Origin of the sequence: Bdellovibrio sp. HCB209 (assembly GCF_047306065.1) — a bacterium.
GTDB lineage: Bacteria > Bdellovibrionota > Bdellovibrionia > Bdellovibrionales > Bdellovibrionaceae > Bdellovibrio.
In genome coordinates, this window is sequence record NZ_CP178618.1 from 3,226,742 (window position 1) to 3,246,161 (window position 19,420).

Sequence of the window (19,420 nt, forward strand, 5' to 3'; positions counted from 1 at the left end):
CCTTTTACTTAGCAACGGCCCAAGAGATTTGCAGATTCGGTTTATTAGAGATGTTGACGATTTGTACGGTTACGTTTTGATTGACCCATCTAGTGATCATCTCTTTTTCCGAGTTCGACAGCTCTTGATTCAAGAAACGGAAATCAAATTCCGACAAAGGCAAACTAAAGCTGAAACTTTTCTTTTTGCCCTTGGAGTTCTTCATCTCGATTTCCAAGTTCACAAAGTTTTTCTTACGGCCAGGCTCATCAGCTTTGTAAGTCGCTGTTGTCTGTCCGTCAAAAAAGCCTTCCCACTCTTCGTCAGTCATCTCAATGTTCAGACTTTGTGAACGCATTTTGAAATTCGGTGAATGCGATAGCACATATCCACTCATCAATGAGGCCGTCATTTTCCAATCATACGCGACAGGGAATGTGCAGTGATATCCTTCTGGGAACTCCATCACGCGCATATTACGACTGTCGATCTTCATGGATTTGTTAACGATCATCTGTGCATTGATTCTAAACGGAACCATGAAATCATGATTGGTCGTCCAGATCATCACGGGTTCACGCACATCGGTGTAATACGGCCAGAAATTATTCAAACCCCAGAAGTTTTCGCCGTCTTTCATTCCCGGCGGCAACTTCACAGAGGAAATATAAGACAAACCTCCGTGATACGTGCGCACAACTTCTGACACGGCTTTACTTAAAAACTTAAAGCTATCATGTTCTGACACTCGTGGCAGCTTATCCTCAATCCCTTGCAGACGACGACGTCCCCACAAATCGATAAAGGCAGAACGCGCGCCACCGTTGGTTAGGCTCTCCATTGTTGTTTGCAAATTTACAACCGGACACAAGGCAAAAAAACTTTGAATCAGCGGAGCATGCGCAGGCGAATTGTATTTATTCAACAAAGATGCAAACAACACACCTGGGCCACCCAAGCTCATTCCCATGAAATGGATACTATCTACAACACGTGAAATGGGTTCTGAGGAATTACGCAGAAGTTGCGCGATCAGAATATTCTGAATGCCTTCATCGTATCCACCGAACGAAAATTGATTGTTGTTCGCGATGAAATCAGCACTCGTCAAATTTTCCAACATCAAAACGTTGAAAGGCGACTGTTCAAACAACATCATCATGTAGCCGCGCTCTGTACGGAAGTCCTCGACACTTGAAAAAATACCCGCACGGAAAACAACCAATGGACGACGTTTGAAATCTCCCTTTAATGCCAAAACACCTTTGAGCTTAACGTTCCCTGGAAGATTAATGACCACTCGGCGCATGAACGGATGCTCGCGAGGTTCATAACGCATGGCCAAGTACTTACGGAGGTTTACCATCTCGCCTAGGTCGTCAGTTTTTAATTCCGAGCCGCACTCCTGAAAGTACTTCTGTAACAATGCACCCTGCATTTGCACAGAAACGGAAACACGGGGATCTTGCAAACGAGTTGACCACACGGAAGGCTTGCACTTTTCAGAAACTGCGAGTCCTTCTCCCGTTGGCGTCCAGCCTAGGATACCTTCGAATAGAAAGCTTAAAACTCCTGGATAACGCCCCGGCGCGTCGGCAAGAATAGGGTTATCAGTTGCTGGAAACCAAATGCGCGGACTTTGAAACTGTTCAATGAACGTTTGCTGTGGCGATGCGGATTTCTGTGCAAAAGTGAAAAGCGGCAATGAAAAGATGATGAGAACTATGAGGTAACGAGACATAGGTCTAATTGTGGGGAAAAAGAACCACCGAGTCATCTGCTATTTTTCCCGGGTGACACTGAGTATTTACTTCATTAAACTGCGACGGTGTATTTTTAAGGAGACACATTAACATGGACCATAAGATTGAGCCCTTGTATGACGGGCCTTTGTTCCGCAACGCTATCCAAACTCTAGATGAATCCGCAAAAATTATTAACTGTGACCCGAACGTTCTTGAGCGTTTGAAACGCCCACGTCGTTGTATCACTGTTTCTGTTCCTGTACGTATGGACGACTACTCTGTGAAAGTATTCACAGGCTATCGTGTACAATACTCTCCAACATTGGGCCCCTACAAAGGCGGTATCCGTTATCACCAAAACGTAGATCTTCAAGAAGTTGTTGGTCTTGCGGCTTTGATGACTTTCAAGAACTCTGTTCTTGGTCTTCCATTGGGTGGCGCAAAAGGTGGTATCACTGTTGATCCAACTAAATTGTCACGCACTGAAAAACAAAATCTAACTCGTCGTTATGCATCTGAAATTGGACCATTCGTTGGACCAACTAAAGATATTCCAGCTCCAGACGTGGGCACTGACCCACAAACTATGGCTTGGTTCATGGACACTTACTCTCAAGAGCAAGGTGGCTTTGCACAACCGGGTGTTGTTACTGGTAAGCCAGTTGAAATCGGCGGTTCTTTGGGTCGTAACCACGCTACAGGTTTGGGCGTTGTTTACGTTGCAGAGAAAGCATTCGAAGTTTGCAAAATGAGCATGAAGGGCGCAACTATCGCGATCCAAGGTTTTGGTAACGTAGGTTCTTTCGCTGCTAAATTTGCTCACGATCGTGGTGCACGTATCGTTGCAGTTTCTGACGTTTCCGGTGGTATCTACAACGGTGACGGTTTGGATATCCCTGAAGTTCTTGAGTACATCAAAGCTCACAAGTTCTTGAAGGGTTACCCAAAAGCATCTCCAATCAGCAACGAAGAATTGCTTGAAGTAAAATGTGATGCTTTGTTCCCGTGCGCTCTTGAAAACCAAATCGATACTCACAACGCTGAAAAAATCCAAGCGAAAATCATCGTTGAAGGTGCGAACGGTCCTATCACGAATGCAGCAACTAAAATTCTTTCTAAACGTGGCGTGTTCATCGCTCCAGACGTTATCGCCAACGGTGGCGGTGTAATCGTTTCTTACTTTGAATGGGTTCAAGATACGATGGCATTGTTCTGGGACGAAGACGAAGTAAACGCTAAGTTGAAAGTTCTTATTACTAAGGCTTTCGACAAAGGTTACACAATGGCACAAGAGAAAAACGTCGACATGAGATCTGCTGCGATGGCAGTTTCTGTTCAACGTCTTGAGAAAGCGATGCTTCTCAGAGGCTTGTACCCTCGTTAATTCGAAGAAGGTGGGTTTTAAACCCACCTTTTTTTTTGCCTTTTTCCGTTCTTTGCTGGAGTCTTAATTCATGCGTCCTTGGTTACTACTTCCTCCTAAAATTGCTCACGATATTAACGGTTACGCTCTACCTTTCTTGTCTTACCTTCATGGCAAAAAAATTCCTCAATGGAACTCCTTCACCTGGAGAGACATGACTTTCGCAAATCCTTTGGGAATTGCCGGTGGAGTGGATAAAGATGCCGAGCATTTAGGTGATTGGTGGAGACTCGGTTGTGGCTTCGTCGAAGTCGGAACTGTCACTCCCCTGCCACAAACTCCAAATCCAGGCAAAATCATGGACCGTGATATGAAACTTACGGCGATGTGGAATAAAATGGGTTTCCCCAGCCACGGCGCTGATGAAGTTTTTTATAACCTTGCTTCTTACGCCCCAAGATTCAGAACTCCGGTCTTTGTGAATATCGGAAAAAACCGCCAAACCCCGAATAATCAAGCCGTGAATGATTATTTGGAATTGGTCGATAAGCTTCGCCCTTGGGCGGATGCCTTTGTCGTGAATATCTCAAGTCCCAACACTTCGGGTTTGCGCGAACTTCAGAAAAAAGAAAACCTCGGCGCACTTTTAAAGCCGATTTTAGATCGCGTCTCTCACTACGAACCAACTCCGGTTCTGGTTAAACTAAGCCCCGACATGGGCGAAGAAGGTTTGGCCGAAGCGGTATCCAACTGTCAGGAGTTGGGCGTCGATGGCTTTGTGCTAACAAACACCACTTTATCGAGACCCACAGGCTGTCACTTTCCAGCTGAGGGTGGCATGTCGGGAGCTCCATTAAAGGATCTTTCACAACGCGCGCTGCAAATTGCTGTTCAAACTTTAGGCAAAAAACGCGAAGGAATGCTCTTAGTCAGCGCCGGAGGCGTACTAACCCCTGAAGATGTCTTTGAAAGATTGCAAATGGGCGCAGATCTTGTTCAAATTTACTCTGCACTTGTTTTTCATGGACCTAGATTTTTCCATGATGTCGCAGCAAGAAGGAAGAATGTCGGAAGATAGCGTTGCTTTAAAACCAAGAAAACCCAAAATCCGTAAAGGACATTGGATACCTGTCGTCGCGGGATTTCTGCGTAAAGACGGAAAGATCTTGGTCGGCCAACGCCCCGAAAATAACTCTCTTGCAGGTCAATGGGAATTTCCCGGTGGAAAAATTGAAAGCGGCGAAACACCTGAACAAGCTTTAGCTCGTGAACTTGACGAGGAACTTGGGATTGAAGCCGAAGTTGGTGACCTTAAACTAGCTTGTACTCATTCTTATGGAGATGTAGGGATTCTCATATTGTTTTATGAAATCCTATATTGGAAGGGCGAACCCCGCGCCAAACATCACATGATGCTTGAGTGGATACATCCGGAAGAACTAAAACACCGTAATATCCCTGAAGCCAATCGTAAGATTCTAAATAGAATCTACAAAGCACTGGGACTTGAATGGCCAAAATAATTTTAGTTAGTACGAAAACTCAAAGCACCGTCTGGCAGTTAGCACAAGCACTGCGAGCCCAACAGCATGAGGTCACAGTACTAACTAGTTATGGCGATCTTCCTCCTGAAAATACCAACGGCATTGAATTCATGGCCTATTTCAAAAAATGGTCGGTACTGGAAGGATTAAAAATCATTCCTGGTCTGTTTGGTATGCAACCCCACATTTTGCACTTGGTTTTAGATGATGACCGCATGAATGCGGCTCAAGTGATTTTGTCGACTTTCGCAAAATCCCATCCCAACTGCGTATTAACGACATCTCTTTTACACATCAAGCGTGGGCTTAAGAAAACAAATCCCGTGCGCTATTTGGTAGAGGAAAGTGACATCATCACCTTCCCCACAGTTGAATCTTTAGCGCAGTTACGTGGATTGAATGTGCGCTCATCGCAACAAGGTCGTGGAATTTTACCTCCCGCTTTGGATTTTAAAAGCAACCAACATCAACTGGGCGAGCTTGAAGAAGCTGAAGCTTCGTTGCTACACAATCTGCAAAACCAAGAGTATTTCGTTCTGCCTTTCCGTGAGGGACGTTTCAATCCGCACTCGGATCGTTTTGAACGTCTTAGAATGTTAGCCCTTCGCCATAAAGTGGTTTTGTGGGGAACTTATTCTCATTGGTCTTTACGTGAACGCAAACAGTTCGCTAATTGGATGGAAAAGAATGGTTGCGGTGATCGCTGGGTTGTCACTGGCGCTATCTCCCCTCAACTCTCTAAAAAACTACTGACAGATTCAGTGGCTTTCGTGATGGCGGGACAACAGTTTACTCCGGTTGAAATGACCGAATACTTTATGCGCGCCATTCAAGCTCATGCGACTTTGATCTTGGATTCCAAACAAAACAGCGTGCATGCGGACCTCTGGAAAAATGGGGTAAATTGCTGGGTTCTGAACTACCACAGCATCCACAAAGATCTTTATAAGCTTTTATCTCGCTCTAGCTTTAAACTGCCAGAAACATTGTCTGAGGACTGGGCTCAAAACAGCCACATCACTGACTCGTCAATGAACGAATTAAATCGCCTGTACAATCGGGCCTTGGCTTCTGCTCGATAGTCTTTTAACCTAAATTCATGTTCGCCAAGAAACCCTCTGTTCCAGAGACTCTAAATATTTGCCTGACATCACATCGCTTTCCGATTTTAAGTCGGGCGACTGATCACGGCTTTTTATGGCCAATCGCCCGCGGACTTGCGCGCGAAGGACATAAGGTCACGGTTTTATCTGCGAACTCTCCTCTAAAAAAACCTGAAGTCACCCGTGATGGTGTTCGCGTTTTTTACTTAAATGAGGGGGAAAAAAATCTGGCTCACCTGCGCTTTCAAATGGCGGTTCGCCAGAAGTTCATGCAGCTACATCGTGAGAATCCGTTTCACATCGTTCATAGCATTGATAAATCAGGCTACCGCATTGGCAATCGTAAAAACGATTTGAAAGTCGCCATGGCCTATGACGTGGAAGCGACGCAAATGTCGCAGCTTTTTGCGATCTTGGCTATGAAACAGGAAACTTTACCCAGCATTCTAACTACGGGTTTAGCGACTGCTTATAAATTTTTGACGACTTATTATGGTGGCGATCGCCAGCTTCTTTCCACAGCGGACGGGATCTTTGTTACGAACCCTCAGCAAAAAATCATCTTGGAAAGATATTATCTTTACCCTGACTTTCACACCTACACAGTTCCTTATGGGATTGACCTTGGGGATTTAACTCCCAAGGAGCAATCTTTGGAGCTTCGTAAAAAGCTGAACCTTCCAGAAAACTCCCACATCGCTGTCACTATCAATGACATGACAGATGCCCACGAGATGCTGCCTTTGTTGCAAGCTTTTGAAAAAGTGGCGATCAAAAAGCCGAATAGCTATCTGATCGTGGTGGGCAATGGTCCCAAATTCAAAGACATTGAATATCAGGTTTTGAATCTTGCTTTGGGGAACCGAGTGATTCTGGCGGGGGCCGTTCCTTCTGCTGAACTTGAAGATTACATTGTCTTGGGCGACGTCTTTATCAACATGGGCTCCAGAAGTACGGGTTTTGAACCTTCCACTTTAGAAGCCATGGCTCAGAAAAAAGTCGTTATGGGTTCGGAAGTCTCCCCGATTGCCAATATTATCGAAGACGGCCGCGATGGATTCCTTTTACGTCCAGCCGACGTCGACTCCATCAGCAACCTTTTGGTTGAGATCTTTTCGGGGACAATGCCTGCGGACGAAATCGGCGAAAGAGCACGTCAGCGCGTCATGGACCTGTTCGATACGGGCAAAATGGTCCAGTCGGTCATTGATGCTTACCGTAAAATCCTTATCAATACCGGAATGTATAAGAAGCAATGAGTTAAATCATTGAAAAGTGGTAGTCAGCACCCTTGCAGCCTGTATAATCGGGAGTGTTATCAATACTTTATGTTCTAGAGGATCTGGACGATGACTAAAGCGGATTTGATTAATTTGATCTCTGAAAAAGCTGGCATCACTCGCGTGAAAGCAGAGACAGTTGTGAATACAATCTTCGATTCTATGGTTGAAGCTTTGATGCGTGATGACCGTATCGAAATCCGTGGTTTTGGCTCATTCGTAAATCGCCAATACGGTGCTTATAAAGGACGCAATCCTCGCACTGGCGAAATCATCAATGTCGAAGAAAAGAAACTTCCATTCTTCAAAGTTGGTAAAGAACTTAAAGAAGACATCAACGGCGGCAAAGAGTAGTTTTCACTCTCAAGCTGAATGAAAAAAGGGACCTCTTGGGTCCCTTTTTTTATTACTCCGACGAAGTCGGAGTGTAGACAACTATTTGGGGAAGACTATGATGTCTGAGATATTTTTGATTCCGTAGAGAGCCATAAACAGTCTTTCGACTCCCAAAGCGATCCCACCACTCGGTGGCAACCCCGCATCCAAACATTCAAAAAACTCAGGATCCAGAGGAATCATTTCTTTATTCGATTCCATTTTCTTTTGCAGATCTTCCTCGGAACGCTGTCTTTGGATTTGCGGATCATTCAATTCATGAAACGCATTACAAAGCTCCAGTCCCTGCCAATACGCTTCGAAACGATCTCCCCATCCATCGGGAGTCAATCTTGCGAGGGCAGCTTGGTAAGGAGGATATTTTTCAACAAAGATCAGATCTTCACCGTGCAGTTGTGACTCAATTTTCTCCATGAAAATCAGAAAGAAAAAGTCATCGATGCTTTCAGCACTGTGCACGTCGACATTTAGTTTTTGCGCTAAGGATTGCAACTCTGCCTTAGTCGTTTGCGGAGTCAGTTCAAAGTCACAATACATTTTGAAAAGCTCTGGCACCGAGTAACTTAAAACCTGACGAGGCCCCGGAACTTGCAAGGCATTCATCAAATAATAAACGAGCTCGATCACGTCTTGCTTAATTGATTCTAAATTGTTGTAAGCACGATACCACTCTAGCATCGTGAATTCTGGCTGATGACGTTCAGTCACTTCCCCATTGCGAAAACACGAAGCCATTTCAAAAATCTTCTCTGCCCCCAGAGCGAGGGCTTTTTTCAAATGAAGTTCGGGACTGGTTGGTAGGTAAAGACGCTCTTTGCGAGAGCCGACCTTTAACTCCGTCGAAAACACATCAAGCGATGGCTCTGTCCCAGGACAAACCACCAACGATGGAGTTTTCACTTCAACAAAACCTTCTTTGCGAAAGAACGTGCGGACTTCATCGCAGTAGCGATTCCATTTTTCCAGAATGTCTTTATTAAATGTGCGCTTCGGCAACGAAGATCTATTCGGGGCGAGCAAAACAATATACTCACCCGAAACAACTGCAACGATATCGCCCTCAATCAGATGTTCTGAATCTGAAGGCGCATTTTCAAAAGTCACAATGTGCTCTGTTTGATCGCGAACCACGGTCAGCTCAAGCCCACCGTTTTCACGTTCGATACGATAAATACGACCCGCAACATGAGCCTCTGCAGGCATCGCGGGATAAGATTTCCAATGTTGATTTAAAAAAGTATTTCTATCCAAAGTCCTTGCAGATTAACGGCAAAGACCCTGGTTGCGCAAGCTTACAAGCTCTGCAGAAATGGCTTCGAGGTTGTCAGCGCCGAAAAGGACTTCCTCACCAGAAGTGATCCGATGTTTCACCCAGTAACCACCGAAAATTCCTTCGCTGCTTAGTGCGCATTCAGATTTTGCAGTTTGAGTAGCAGCAGGTGCCCAGCTTGCCATCATTGTTAAAAGCAAAGTCGTTGATAAAGCTAAAAGAATTCTCATGGTTTCCCCTTTCCCCTTGCGTCCTAATTGACTCCAGGTGATCTCTGCCTTTCCTCTAAAGCAATCAGGATGCCAAGTCTTTCTGGTCACTTTGACACCGAAGCCTTGGGGCGCTTGGAGAGGAGTGGGGATTGCAGAGGGCCGCTACACTCGGACAGTCCTCGCTCTTTTTTGTCAGCGTTTTTGTAGGCAGTTCAGGGGTTCGATGTTGTTTGATCGCTACGTTCTTTACTACAAAGGCCTGCGGAACTCGCACGCGTCCCTCTGCAATCCCCACTCCTCTCCAATCGACGAAGTTTTGGGTTTCAAAGTGACAGTGCGATTTGGCTTTTCTGCTTCAAAGTTCAGGGCCAAGATGCACCAGAAACGAAATGCGTCACAAAGTTGAAAAATCTGGAATTTGTCCTGAGCGCGAACTCGGTTTGGCTCGAGGAACGATTATGTTGCGTTGGAGGTGGAGGTCATTGTGCATGTAAAGGATTTGAGTGTGTAATTTATACCTTTGAAAGGTATACCTTATTGAGGTATATTAAATATGGCGATTCAGTCCTTTTCTTGTGAGTTGACCCAGGAATTCTTTGTTTTTGGTCGCGTTTCTAAAAAGATGGGTTGGAGTGCTGTGGGATCTGTTGCTCGTCGTAAGCTGGACGTATTGCACTTTGCCAAAGCTTTGCAGGATCTGCGATCACCGCCGGGGAACAGACTTGAAGCCCTTCGAGGAAATCTGAAGGATTTTTGGAGTATTCGGGTAAATGATCAATGGCGGATTGTGTTTCGCTGGTCTGCCGAAGGGCCGCGGGATGTTCGAATTTGTGATTATCACTAGGAAATAAATATGATTGAAATGAAAAGACAGCCTACGACTCCCGGTGAGATTTTGAATGAGGAATTCTTGAAACCTTTGAATCTGACTCAACGGGCATTTGCGGAGCATATTGGTGTTGAGGTTAAAACGATCAATCGTATCGTCAATGGTCGGCAGAGTTTGACTCCTGAAATTGCCTTGAGATTTGCTGCGGCCCTCGAGGTTTCCGTCGATTTTTGGCTGGATTTACAGAAAGCTCAAGATCTGTGGCGCTTGAAAAATAGCAAAATAAAGCTCCCAAAACCTCTAAAAGCCAGTTGAGCTTCTATTCCCTACAACTTTGCCCTAAAAGATTGAGTTTTCTCTCCTCTTCCGCTATCAGAAGTACCGAATTCTACTAGGAAAAGGGGCAACTGAATGCTTGATTTGCATAAGACGCTGAATGGGTTGAAGGGTTCTGTTGATTGGGCTCAATTGAGACTGGTTAATGAGAAAACGACTTGGCGTGTGATTCGTAATGAACAGTTTGAGAACAGTGACATTACGGTTGAGCATGGTTTGATGGTTGAGGTTTTGGTGGATGGCCACTTTGGTTATGCCGGAACTAGCGACCTGACTTCTTCGGGTGTTAAGCGTGCTTTTGACAAAGCAACTTTGATGGCTCGTCAGGCTTCTTCTTTGAAAGTTCATGACTTTTCTGTTTTGCAAAGACCCGTGGCACAAGGCAAATATTCTTCGCCAGTGGTTCGCCCGATGGATTCTTACTCCGCTAAAGAGATCACGGATCTTTTTGTGGATGCAACTCGTGCGATGAAGGTTTCTGATAAAGTCATCAACCGTGTCGCAATGGCGATGATTATTGAATCTGAATTCTCTGTGGTTTCCACTCATGGTTCTGATGTTCACCAAAAATTTTCTATCGTTAGCACAGACTTTAATGCAACGGCTGCTGATGCCGGTGAGGTTCAACAACGTTCTGAAAACGGGGGCCTAGCTCGTTGTAACCAAATCGGTGCTGAAGTTTTTGATCGTGCTGCAATCTTAGAGCGCGCAAAAATTATCGGTGACGGTGCGGTTGAGCTTTTGTCTGCTGATAACTGTCCTTCTGAAACTTTGGATCTTTTGATCGCACCTGACCAAATGACTTTGCAAGTGCATGAGTCTATTGGTCACCCTCTTGAATACGATCGCATCCTAGGTGACGAGCGAAACTATGCGGGTTGGAGTTTTGTAAAGCCTGATGACTTCGGTAAACTTCAATACGGTTCAAAACTAATGAACGTGACTTTCGATCCGACTGTACCAGACGCGATGGCTTCTTATGCTTTCGACGATGCTGGTGTGAAGGCCACGAAAGAATTCTTAATCAAAGACGGTGTTCTGGTTCGTGGCTTGGGTTCTTTGGAATCTCAAGCACGCTTGGGACTTCCTGGAGTGGCGAACTCTCGCTCTTCTAGCTGGAACCGTGCTCCGATTGATCGCATGGCGAATATCAATCTTGAGCCAGGCACATCAAAGCTTTCAGATATGATCGCTTCTGTTGAGCGTGGTGTCTTCATGCATGCGAACAAATCTTGGTCGATCGATGATTACCGTAACAAATTCCAATTCGGTTGCGAATATGCGCAATTGATTGAAAACGGTAAGATCACTAAAACTTTGAAAAATCCAAATTACCGTGGAACGACGGTTAAGTTCTGGAACTCTTTGAAGGCTGTCAGCGAAAACCGTGAAACTTACGGTTCTCCATTCTGCGGTAAGGGCGAGCCGAATCAAGTGATTCGCGTGGGTCACACAACTCCGTACTGCCTATTCAGCAACATGGAAGTTTTTGGAGCGTAATATGAATTTTATCGAAAACACGAAAAACATTTTCAACGCCCTTGCGGACCATCTGTTTGCGCAACTTACTGACGGCGAACAAGCAAACTTAAATCTTTCTGCGGAAGAGTCTGTCTTTATTCGCTTTAACAACAACAAAGTTCGTCAGAACACACACATCGAACAACGCACGCTTACTTTGCAACTGCAAAACAATCAGCGCACAGCAAAGCTTTCTTTCGATATCACGAGTGACGTGACCGAAGACAAGCAGCGCGTGGATGAGTTTTTGATTCTTGCTCGCAAAGAGTGCGAACTTTTGCCAGTCGATCCAAAACAAGTTGAAATGCGTAATAACGGAACCAGCAACAACTACATCAAAGGTCACTTGCTGACTCACGAAGAGATGTTCGCGAAAATCACAGGCCCTGCTGAGGGCTCTGACCTTGCTGGTATCTACTGCGCGGGTCCCCGAGTATCTGCAAGCCGCAACTCTGCGGGACAGAATCATTTCTTTGCGACGGATTCATTCTTTATTGATTACTCTTTGTACCATGGCGAAAAGGCTGTGAAAGGCACGTACGCTGGAACAACTTGGAATCAAGATGAGTACGCTGCGAACCTTGCCCTGACAAAAAATCAGCTAAAGCTTATGGATCGCCCTAAGAAAGTTTTGAAGCCTGGTGCTTACAAAGTTTACTTGGCTCCGGGAGCTGTGGCGGAATTGGCTTCTATGTTTTCATGGGGCGCGATGAGCTACAGTGCTTACAAGCAAGGTAACAGTGCTTTGCAAAAGCTTGCTGATAAAGAAAAATCACTCTCTAAACTTTTATCGATTCGTGAAAACTTCGCGACGGGTTTGACTCCCCCATTCAATTATTTGGGAGAGGTTTCCGCTGAAAAAGTTGAGCTGATCAATAATGGTGAGCTTAAGACTTTCTTAATCTCATCTGGTTCTGCTAAAGAGTACAGCGTTGAAGGAAACCTTGCGAGCCCCCACGAAGGACCTCGCGCGATGGAGATTCTGCCAGGATCACTTAAGAAGGACGACATCCTTAAAGAACTTGGTACAGGTGTTTACCTTTCCAATCTTCACTACTTGAACTGGTCAGACCGCCCTACGGCGCGTATTACAGGCATGACTCGTTATGCGTGCTTCTGGGTTGAAAATGGCGAGATCGTAGCTCCTATCGCGGATATGCGCTTCGACGAAAGCTTGTACGAAGCTCTAGGTGAAAACTTGTTGGCTGTTACCAATTTCCAAGAAGTGGATCCTTCGGTGGATACTTACAGCAGCCGGTCCTGGGGTGGAAAAAAACTGCCAGGTTTCTTGATCAAAGATTTTAAATTTACTCTCTAGGAGAATTCACAAATGGTTACTTATATCGTTCAAACAACTGTTCAATACGAAGCCTACGATGAGTACGTTGCATGGTTGAAATCCGAACACATTCCAGAGATTCTAACGACTCCTGGTTTCGTGAGCGCAGATCTTTGCCTTCGTAAAGGTGGTGCTATGGAGTCTTCAGCAAAGGAATTGCGTATCGTATTCCAAGTTAAAGATGAAGATTCGATCAAAGCCTACGTTACTGATCACGCAATGAGACTTCGAGAGAAAGCTCTAGATAAATTCCCTGGAAAATTCTCTAGCAATCGTGAAGTTTGGCTGGATTCCATTAATTTTGCGTCAAAATAACTGAGAGTGTCTTTTATTTTCCCCCGTGCGGGTGTAAAGTCACTACCGAGCTCTTGAAAGGAGAAGATCATGTCATCTGCATCATTTCAGAAATTGTTGAACAACCTCTCAAAAAACAAGAACGTTCAAAGCCTTCTTGAGAACTTCCAAACGTTGAGCGACGAAATCAAAAAACGCGAAACGGAAATCAAAGGTAAGTTCGATAAAACTAAAGATCAAAAGATCGAACAAGCTTGGGCAAAATACCAAGAGATCGTGAAAGTTTTGAGCGCCTCTGAAGAGAAGCTTGAAAAAGAAGTTACAGTAACGATCAGCAAGATTAAAAAATCTGCTGACGCTCTAGAAAAGAACATCCAAGTCGCTAAGAAAAAAGCGATCGTTCAAAAAGCGAAATTGGAAAAAGCTCTTTTCAAAAAGACGATGACGGCTAAAAAAGGTGCTGCGAAAGTAGCTAAAAAAGCCGCTCCAAAAAAGGCGACGAAGTCAGCAAAGAAGGTAGTTCGTAAGGCTACTAAGAAAGCTACTCGCAAATAATCGTCTCATTCCGATACAGGCTTTGCTCGTTCCAACATGAGCAAAGCCTCTTCTTTTGTTCCCTCAAAATCCGAGAAAAATATAAATTTCTTTACAGATTCTTATTAGTTCGATTTGGCATATCCAGAGCTGACTCCGAGATAATGTGATAATTTTTTATATTTCAAGTGCGTAACAATTCTTAACCAATTGAATTTACATACCGATGAGTACCTTAACTAAGATTTTTAACGAATTCTTAACAGGGACGTCTCATGCGAATCGGTCAAAAAATCATAACTAGTTTAGTATCCATATCGGTGCTCATAATGACCACCGTGGCCTTAGCATCCCCGCAAAAACTCACATATCAAGGTCGCATCGTAAACTCTCAAGGTAACCCACTCACATACAACGACGTTAGTTTCAGATTTCAAATTACTTCTACTGATGGAACTTGTGTTCTTTACTACGAAGAACGCCAACACGTGAACATGCAAAACTCCGACGGTATCTTTGATATCGCGATCGGTGACGGCACAGTGATTTACGCTGTGGGTGGTTCTAATAAACTTTCTGATTCATTCACAAATGGCATCTCATATAACTGTTACGGTGGTGGTACTTGGAATGCTTCATCGACCTCCGAGCGTTTGTTGAAAGTTGCCTTCCACGACGGTACTGGTTGGCAAGCAATTGATCCTGCAAATACGATCCGCTCCGTTCCTTTCGCGATGTCTTCTTATAGTGCGCAAACACTCGCCGACAAAACAATCAATGATATCGTTCTTAAATCTAGCGTAACAAGTTGTACGGCGGGCCAAGCACTTAGCTGGAATGGTTCGACATTCTCTTGTGTGGCTACTTCTTCTGGTACATTAACTGGTGTGACAGCTGGTAGCGGTCTGTCTGGTGGTGGTACTACTGGTAACGTAACTGTGTCTCTTGCAAACACAGCAGTCACAGCTGGCACATATGGTTCTGGCACTTCAGTTCCAGTATTCACAGTGGATGCTCAAGGCCGCATTACTGGTGTTACTCCAACTACTATCACAGGTGCTGCTCCAACAGGATCTGCGAGTGGTGATTTGAGTGGTACTTATCCTGGTCCAACGATCGCAAATAGCGTTGTAACAAGTGCTAAAATTGCTGATGGTACGATCGTTAGTGCTGACTTAGATTTCACTGGTACTAATGTTGCTACATCTACTCTTGTTGTTAAGGACTCTACAGGGAAATTTGCAGAGTTCGCATGTTCTACTGTAGGTCACGTTGCTACATGGACTTCTGTAGGTTGGGGATGCCAAGCAGCTTCCACAACAGATTCAACAAAACTGCCTCTTGCTGGCGGCACGATGGCTGGTGCCATCGACATGAATACTAACAACATCACAAACATCGGCTTTATGACAATGTCAGCGGGCAGAAGTTTGCATGTTTCTAATAATGCTTCTGATCCAAGTTTGGTTGCTGCTGATAAAGGTAAAATCTGGTTCAACTCAACATCTAATGAGTTGAAATACTGGAATGGTACGACTGCAATTGCGGTTGGCTCATCAGGCTCTGCCATCACCGCTTTGACTGGTGATGTGACCGGGACGGGTCCTGGCTCTACTGCTACAACAATCGCCAACAGTGCTGTGACAAATGCAAAAATGGCGAATATGCCTTCTTATACTTTAAAAGGTAACAACTCAGGTTCTGCTGCGGCTCCATCTGATGTGACGATCTCTTCACTTCAAGGAACTGGTGCAAATCAATTCGCTGCAGGTAATGACGCTCGTATTACGGGAGCACTTCAATCAGGCGCTTCTGCCGGTGGTGACCTTACTGGCACATATCCAAATCCAACAGTCGCTTCAGGTGCAATCACTTCAACTAAAATTGCTGATGGCACTATTGTAGCCACTGATATGGATTTCACAGGAACTAATGCAGCAACCGCAGGTGCAGTGATTAAAGATGCTTCCGGGAAATTTGTGACTTTCACATGTTCGACTGCGGGTCATATCGCAACTTGGTCTGTGACTGGTTGGTCATGTGCTCCCCCAGCAGTTCCGACTCTTTCAAATGGTACTTTCTGGGTGGGTAATGCTTCGAATGCCATTCAAGAAGTTCTTATGAGTGGTGATGCTACAATCTCCAACACGGGTGTTTTGACTCTTGCGAACACAGTGACGGCTGGTACTTATACAAAAGTGACTGTCGATGCTAAAGGTCGCGTGACGACTGGTGCGAACTTAGGTGCTTCTGATATCACGACTGCTTTGACATACACTCCGGTGAATAAAGCTGGCGATGTTATGACGGGTTCTTTGGGACTTGGTAACTATACAGATACAACAGAGGCGACTCTGGTAACTGGTTGGGGTGCTTCTGATAAAGGTAAAACTTGGTTCAATACAACTTCCAACGTTGTAAAATACTGGGATGGATCTGGAGTTAAAGTCCTTGGCGCTGTGGGTGCTGCGATTGCTTCTTTAAATGGCCTTACCAATGCCACTCAAACATTCGCGACTCCTGTGACGAATGTAGGCACCGCTCCGGCTTGGAACTCAACTGGTTCAGCCCACACTCTTAGAATCCCGATGGCTGCTGATACAGGTGTGACTGCGGGTCTATTGAGTAAAACTGACTACGATGCTTTCTCTGCGAAGCAAGCTGCGGGTAACTATATCACTGCATTAACTGGTGATGTAGCTGCATCGGGACCAGGCTCTGCGGCTGCGACAATTGCCAATAATGCTGTGACTTCCGCGAAAATTCTTGATGGCACTATTAACGGTGCAGATATGGATTTCACCGGAGCTACATCTGCCACAACAGGTATCGTACTTAAAGATGCTTCAGGAAAATTCGTAAGTGCTACTTGTTCGACTGTAGGACAAGTTGCTTCGTGGACGGCTTCGGGTTGGGCTTGTACATCGACACCGATCCCAGCACTTTCTAATGGCACACTTTGGATGGGTAACGGTTCAAATGCGGCTCAAGAAGTTGTGATCAGTGGTGATGCGACAGTTTCAAATACAGGTGCTTTGACTCTTGCGAACACTGTGGCTGCTGGTACTTATACTAAAGTAACAGTGGATACAAAAGGCCGTGTTACAACGGGTGCGAACTTAGGTGCTTCTGATATCACGACGGCTCTTACATATACGCCAGTGAATAAAGCTGGTGACGTAATGACGGGTTCTTTGGGTCTTGGTAATTACACTGACACGACTGAAGCGACTTTGGTAACTGGCTGGGGTGCCTCTGATAAAGGTAAAACTTGGTTCAATACGACTTCCAATGTTGTGAAGTATTGGGATGGTTCTGGTATTAAAGTTGTGGGTTCTGTGGGTGCAGCGATCGCTTCATTGAACGGTCTTACAACAGCGACTCAAACGTTTGCTACTCCTGTGACGAACGTAGGTACCGCTCCGGCTTGGAACTCCACTGGCTCAGCCCATACTCTTAGAATCCCGATGGCTGCTGATACAGGTGTGACTGCGGGTCTTTTAAGTAAAACTGATTATGACGCCTTCACTGCGAAACAAGCTGCTGGCAACTATATCACGGCATTGACTGGTGATATAGCAGCCGCTGGCCCTGGATCTGCAGCTGCGACGATTGCTGCTGGTGCAGTGACAACTGGTAAAATCGCAAGTGCTACGATCCTTGGTACTAACATGAACTTTACTGGTGTGAACGCTGGTACCTCAAACATGGTGATCAAAGATTCCACTGGTAAATTCTATGACTTCGGCTGTTCAACAGCGGGTCACGTTGCCACTTGGACAGTGTCTGGTTGGGCTTGTCAGGCTGTGACTGTGACGACTTCAAGCTTTGGTTCGCAAACTCAAAAAACTTTCTTGGCGGCTCCAAACGCGGCTGATGGTAACCCAACATTCAGAACGATTGCTTCAACAGATTTGCCAACTTCAGTTTACTTGAATGGTGGTAACGCTTTCGGTGCGGCGGCCACTCTAGGTACCACAGACAGTAACTCTCTGACTCTGCAAACAGCGGGTTCTGCTCGCATGACGATTCTTGCAAATGGTAAAGTGGGTATAGGTCCTACCAACCCAGGATACCCTCTAGAAGTAACTGGTGGTACAGCCGGAGATTATACTAAGTCTTCGATTATGGCTGACGGTAATATCGCGTTGGGCGGATTCGACTATTCGGGTGCCAGCGGCCGTGGGCAACTGATGGCAAAAGTATATGACGGATCGAATACTCACAACGGTTATGTCTACTTCTCAACTCCATCTGGTGCTGGTGCATCTGTTACTTTACGAACAGCCAACCAAGCAAGCTCTGCAAGTATCCAATTGGTAAACAGTGATGCAAGATTAAGTCTTCAAACAGCTGGTAGCGAGCGACTATCCATCGCAAATGGCGGCACAATCACTGCATCAAATGCTGTGGTAGGTACAACCGCATCAGTTGCAGCAGCAGCTGTCGACCTAACAAAAAGTAACACTCACACTTTGGGTACAGTGGGTGGTAGCACGATCACTCTTTCGGGAATGGCTAATGGTGGCCATTATACTCTGGTCGTGACTGATACAACTTCACGCACTTATACTTTCTCTGGCTGCAACACTTCGAAATTCTCGCCTTCAAATCAGGCGACTGTTTCGGGTACGCCTTCCATCTATTCAATCATCACGATTGCAAATGGTGCGAACTACGACTGCTACATCACTTGGTCGACAGGATATAACTAATGCTGAATAAAACCACTGGCTCAATCATGATGATTTTGCTTCTTGCCTCTGGAATCTCTCAGGCGCAAGTTCCTGGTGCGCAAACTGGATTGCCTTCCGCCTTCAACGGTCAGGAATGCAAAAGTCCAGATCGCGCTGCATGGGTACCTCAAGCAAATAGCATCGTGGCGCTTTGGCACTTTGATGGCACCGGGACTATTGCCAATGCGGCAACTGTTAAAAGTGTAATCACAAACACAGATGCGACTGCGACCATAGCTTCTTCAACACTTGCTTATGCCGCTCACTCGGCGGCACCAGCTGCGATTTCCAATTTCAGACAACATTTAACAACGACGGGAACCGCCGGAGACATTCTTGGCGTAAACTCCACTGCTCTGGACAATCTATCCGCCGGAACCTGGAGTTTTTGGATTAACATCTCTGCCTTACCCACCACCAAAGCCATTCGATTCTTCTATAAGAGCGATAACAATAGCAGTAGAGGTTACTTTTCTACATTGGAGCCCAGTGGACAACTCGGCTTTATTAAAGTCCATTCCTCTAGCAACCAACAGGTTTTCTCCTGCCCTGTGCTAGCTTCTTACCTCACAAATTCCTGGCATCACATCGTAATTACATGGGATGGAACGTCTGCTGGAACAGCATCAAAAATCTACCTCGACGGAACAGAGTTGAAATACACTGGAGCTGCTGATCCTCGTTTGACGGGGTCATGTCCAAACTGGTCGAGCTACAATGGATACAACTGGCAGCAAGCAGGAACAGGTGGATTCAATAGTGATGCTACTTACAAATTCTATTTAGCTGGCGTTCCGGCCAGCTCTGCATCAAATCCCGACTCAACCGCATTTAATGGAAAAATGGATGAGTTTATAATTTGGAATACGGCCCTAACTGCTGCGGATGTCACAGCACTGTACAAACACCAGAAGTGCAATTAGACCTTCGGTGGTCCTG

Annotated in this window: 17 protein-coding genes; 14 read left to right on the forward strand and 3 right to left on the reverse strand. The window is 45.4% G+C overall.

Annotated features, from left to right (window positions below; all coding sequences use genetic code 11):
- Window positions 1-4: 4 nt before the first annotated feature.
- Window positions 5-1,720 (reverse strand): hypothetical protein, encoded by a 1,716-nt coding sequence (locus ACLVWP_RS15640; RefSeq protein ID WP_413558570.1) that lies wholly within the window; start codon window positions 1,718-1,720, stop codon window positions 5-7.
- A gap of 113 nt (window positions 1,721-1,833) precedes the next feature.
- On the opposite strand from ACLVWP_RS15640, the gene ACLVWP_RS15645 reads away from it, so the two are divergent.
- The 6 genes from ACLVWP_RS15645 (at window position 1,834) to ACLVWP_RS15670 (ending at window position 7,368) form a co-directional block, all read left to right on the forward strand.
- Window positions 1,834-3,108 (forward strand): Glu/Leu/Phe/Val family dehydrogenase, encoded by a 1,275-nt coding sequence (locus ACLVWP_RS15645; RefSeq protein ID WP_413558571.1) that lies wholly within the window; start codon window positions 1,834-1,836, stop codon window positions 3,106-3,108.
- Between the two features lie 70 nt (window positions 3,109-3,178).
- Window positions 3,179-4,165 carry a quinone-dependent dihydroorotate dehydrogenase gene (locus ACLVWP_RS15650; RefSeq protein ID WP_413558573.1) on the forward strand — a complete coding sequence of 329 codons (987 nt, stop codon included), beginning with the start codon at window positions 3,179-3,181 and terminating at the stop codon, window positions 4,163-4,165.
- Window positions 4,152-4,610, forward strand: a complete 459-nt coding sequence (gene mutT / locus ACLVWP_RS15655; protein WP_413558575.1) for an 8-oxo-dGTP diphosphatase MutT — start codon at window positions 4,152-4,154, stop codon at window positions 4,608-4,610. Before ACLVWP_RS15650 ends, mutT begins: the two co-directional genes overlap by 14 nt.
- Window positions 4,598-5,713: a hypothetical protein gene (locus tag ACLVWP_RS15660; protein ID WP_413558576.1), complete on the forward strand. Its 1,116-nt coding sequence runs from the start codon at window positions 4,598-4,600 to the stop codon at window positions 5,711-5,713. Before mutT ends, ACLVWP_RS15660 begins: the two co-directional genes overlap by 13 nt.
- Window positions 5,714-5,730: 17 nt before the next feature.
- Window positions 5,731-6,993, forward strand: coding sequence for a glycosyltransferase family 4 protein (locus ACLVWP_RS15665; protein ID WP_413558577.1), 1,263 nt, complete (start codon window positions 5,731-5,733; stop codon window positions 6,991-6,993).
- A gap of 90 nt (window positions 6,994-7,083) precedes the next feature.
- Complete coding sequence (locus ACLVWP_RS15670) at window positions 7,084-7,368, forward strand: HU family DNA-binding protein (RefSeq protein WP_088616367.1); 285 nt, start codon at window positions 7,084-7,086, stop codon at window positions 7,366-7,368.
- Between the two features lie 81 nt (window positions 7,369-7,449).
- Here ACLVWP_RS15670 and epmA read toward each other — a convergent pair whose 3' ends face one another.
- The gene (epmA, locus tag ACLVWP_RS15675) at window positions 7,450-8,661 is read right to left on the reverse strand and encodes an EF-P lysine aminoacylase EpmA (RefSeq protein WP_413558579.1); all 1,212 of its coding nucleotides are present in this window, start codon (window positions 8,659-8,661) and stop codon (window positions 7,450-7,452) included.
- 12 nt (window positions 8,662-8,673) lie between these two features.
- A complete protein-coding gene (locus tag ACLVWP_RS15680) occupies window positions 8,674-8,910 on the reverse strand; it encodes a hypothetical protein (protein WP_413558580.1) in 237 nt (78 codons plus the stop codon).
- A 535-nt stretch (window positions 8,911-9,445) separates the two neighbouring features.
- Between ACLVWP_RS15680 and ACLVWP_RS15685 the strand changes: the two genes are divergently transcribed.
- The 8 genes from ACLVWP_RS15685 (at window position 9,446) to ACLVWP_RS15720 (ending at window position 19,404) form a co-directional block, all read left to right on the forward strand.
- Window positions 9,446-9,736: a type II toxin-antitoxin system RelE/ParE family toxin gene (locus ACLVWP_RS15685; protein WP_413558582.1), complete on the forward strand. Its 291-nt coding sequence runs from the start codon at window positions 9,446-9,448 to the stop codon at window positions 9,734-9,736.
- Window positions 9,737-9,745: 9 nt separating this feature from the next.
- Complete coding sequence (locus tag ACLVWP_RS15690) at window positions 9,746-10,036, forward strand: HigA family addiction module antitoxin (RefSeq protein WP_413558584.1); 291 nt, start codon at window positions 9,746-9,748, stop codon at window positions 10,034-10,036.
- Window positions 10,037-10,132: 96 nt separating this feature from the next.
- Complete coding sequence (locus ACLVWP_RS15695) at window positions 10,133-11,557, forward strand: TldD/PmbA family protein (protein WP_413558586.1); 1,425 nt, start codon at window positions 10,133-10,135, stop codon at window positions 11,555-11,557.
- A 1-nt stretch (window position 11,558) separates the two neighbouring features.
- Entirely contained in the window at window positions 11,559-12,896 is a 1,338-nt protein-coding gene (locus tag ACLVWP_RS15700) for a TldD/PmbA family protein (RefSeq protein WP_413558588.1), read from the forward strand.
- 12 nt (window positions 12,897-12,908) lie between these two features.
- Window positions 12,909-13,232 carry a DUF4286 family protein gene (locus tag ACLVWP_RS15705; RefSeq protein ID WP_413558590.1) on the forward strand — a complete coding sequence of 108 codons (324 nt, stop codon included), beginning with the start codon at window positions 12,909-12,911 and terminating at the stop codon, window positions 13,230-13,232.
- Window positions 13,233-13,301: 69 nt separating this feature from the next.
- Complete coding sequence (locus ACLVWP_RS15710; protein ID WP_413558591.1) at window positions 13,302-13,766, forward strand: actin-binding protein; 465 nt, start codon at window positions 13,302-13,304, stop codon at window positions 13,764-13,766.
- A 317-nt stretch (window positions 13,767-14,083) separates the two neighbouring features.
- Window positions 14,084-18,460 (forward strand): beta strand repeat-containing protein, encoded by a 4,377-nt coding sequence (locus ACLVWP_RS15715; protein WP_413558593.1) that lies wholly within the window; start codon window positions 14,084-14,086, stop codon window positions 18,458-18,460.
- A complete protein-coding gene (locus tag ACLVWP_RS15720; protein ID WP_413558594.1) occupies window positions 18,460-19,404 on the forward strand; it encodes a LamG domain-containing protein in 945 nt (314 codons plus the stop codon). The genes ACLVWP_RS15715 and ACLVWP_RS15720 overlap by 1 nt, the downstream gene beginning before the upstream one ends.
- Window positions 19,405-19,420: the final 16 nt, after the last annotated feature.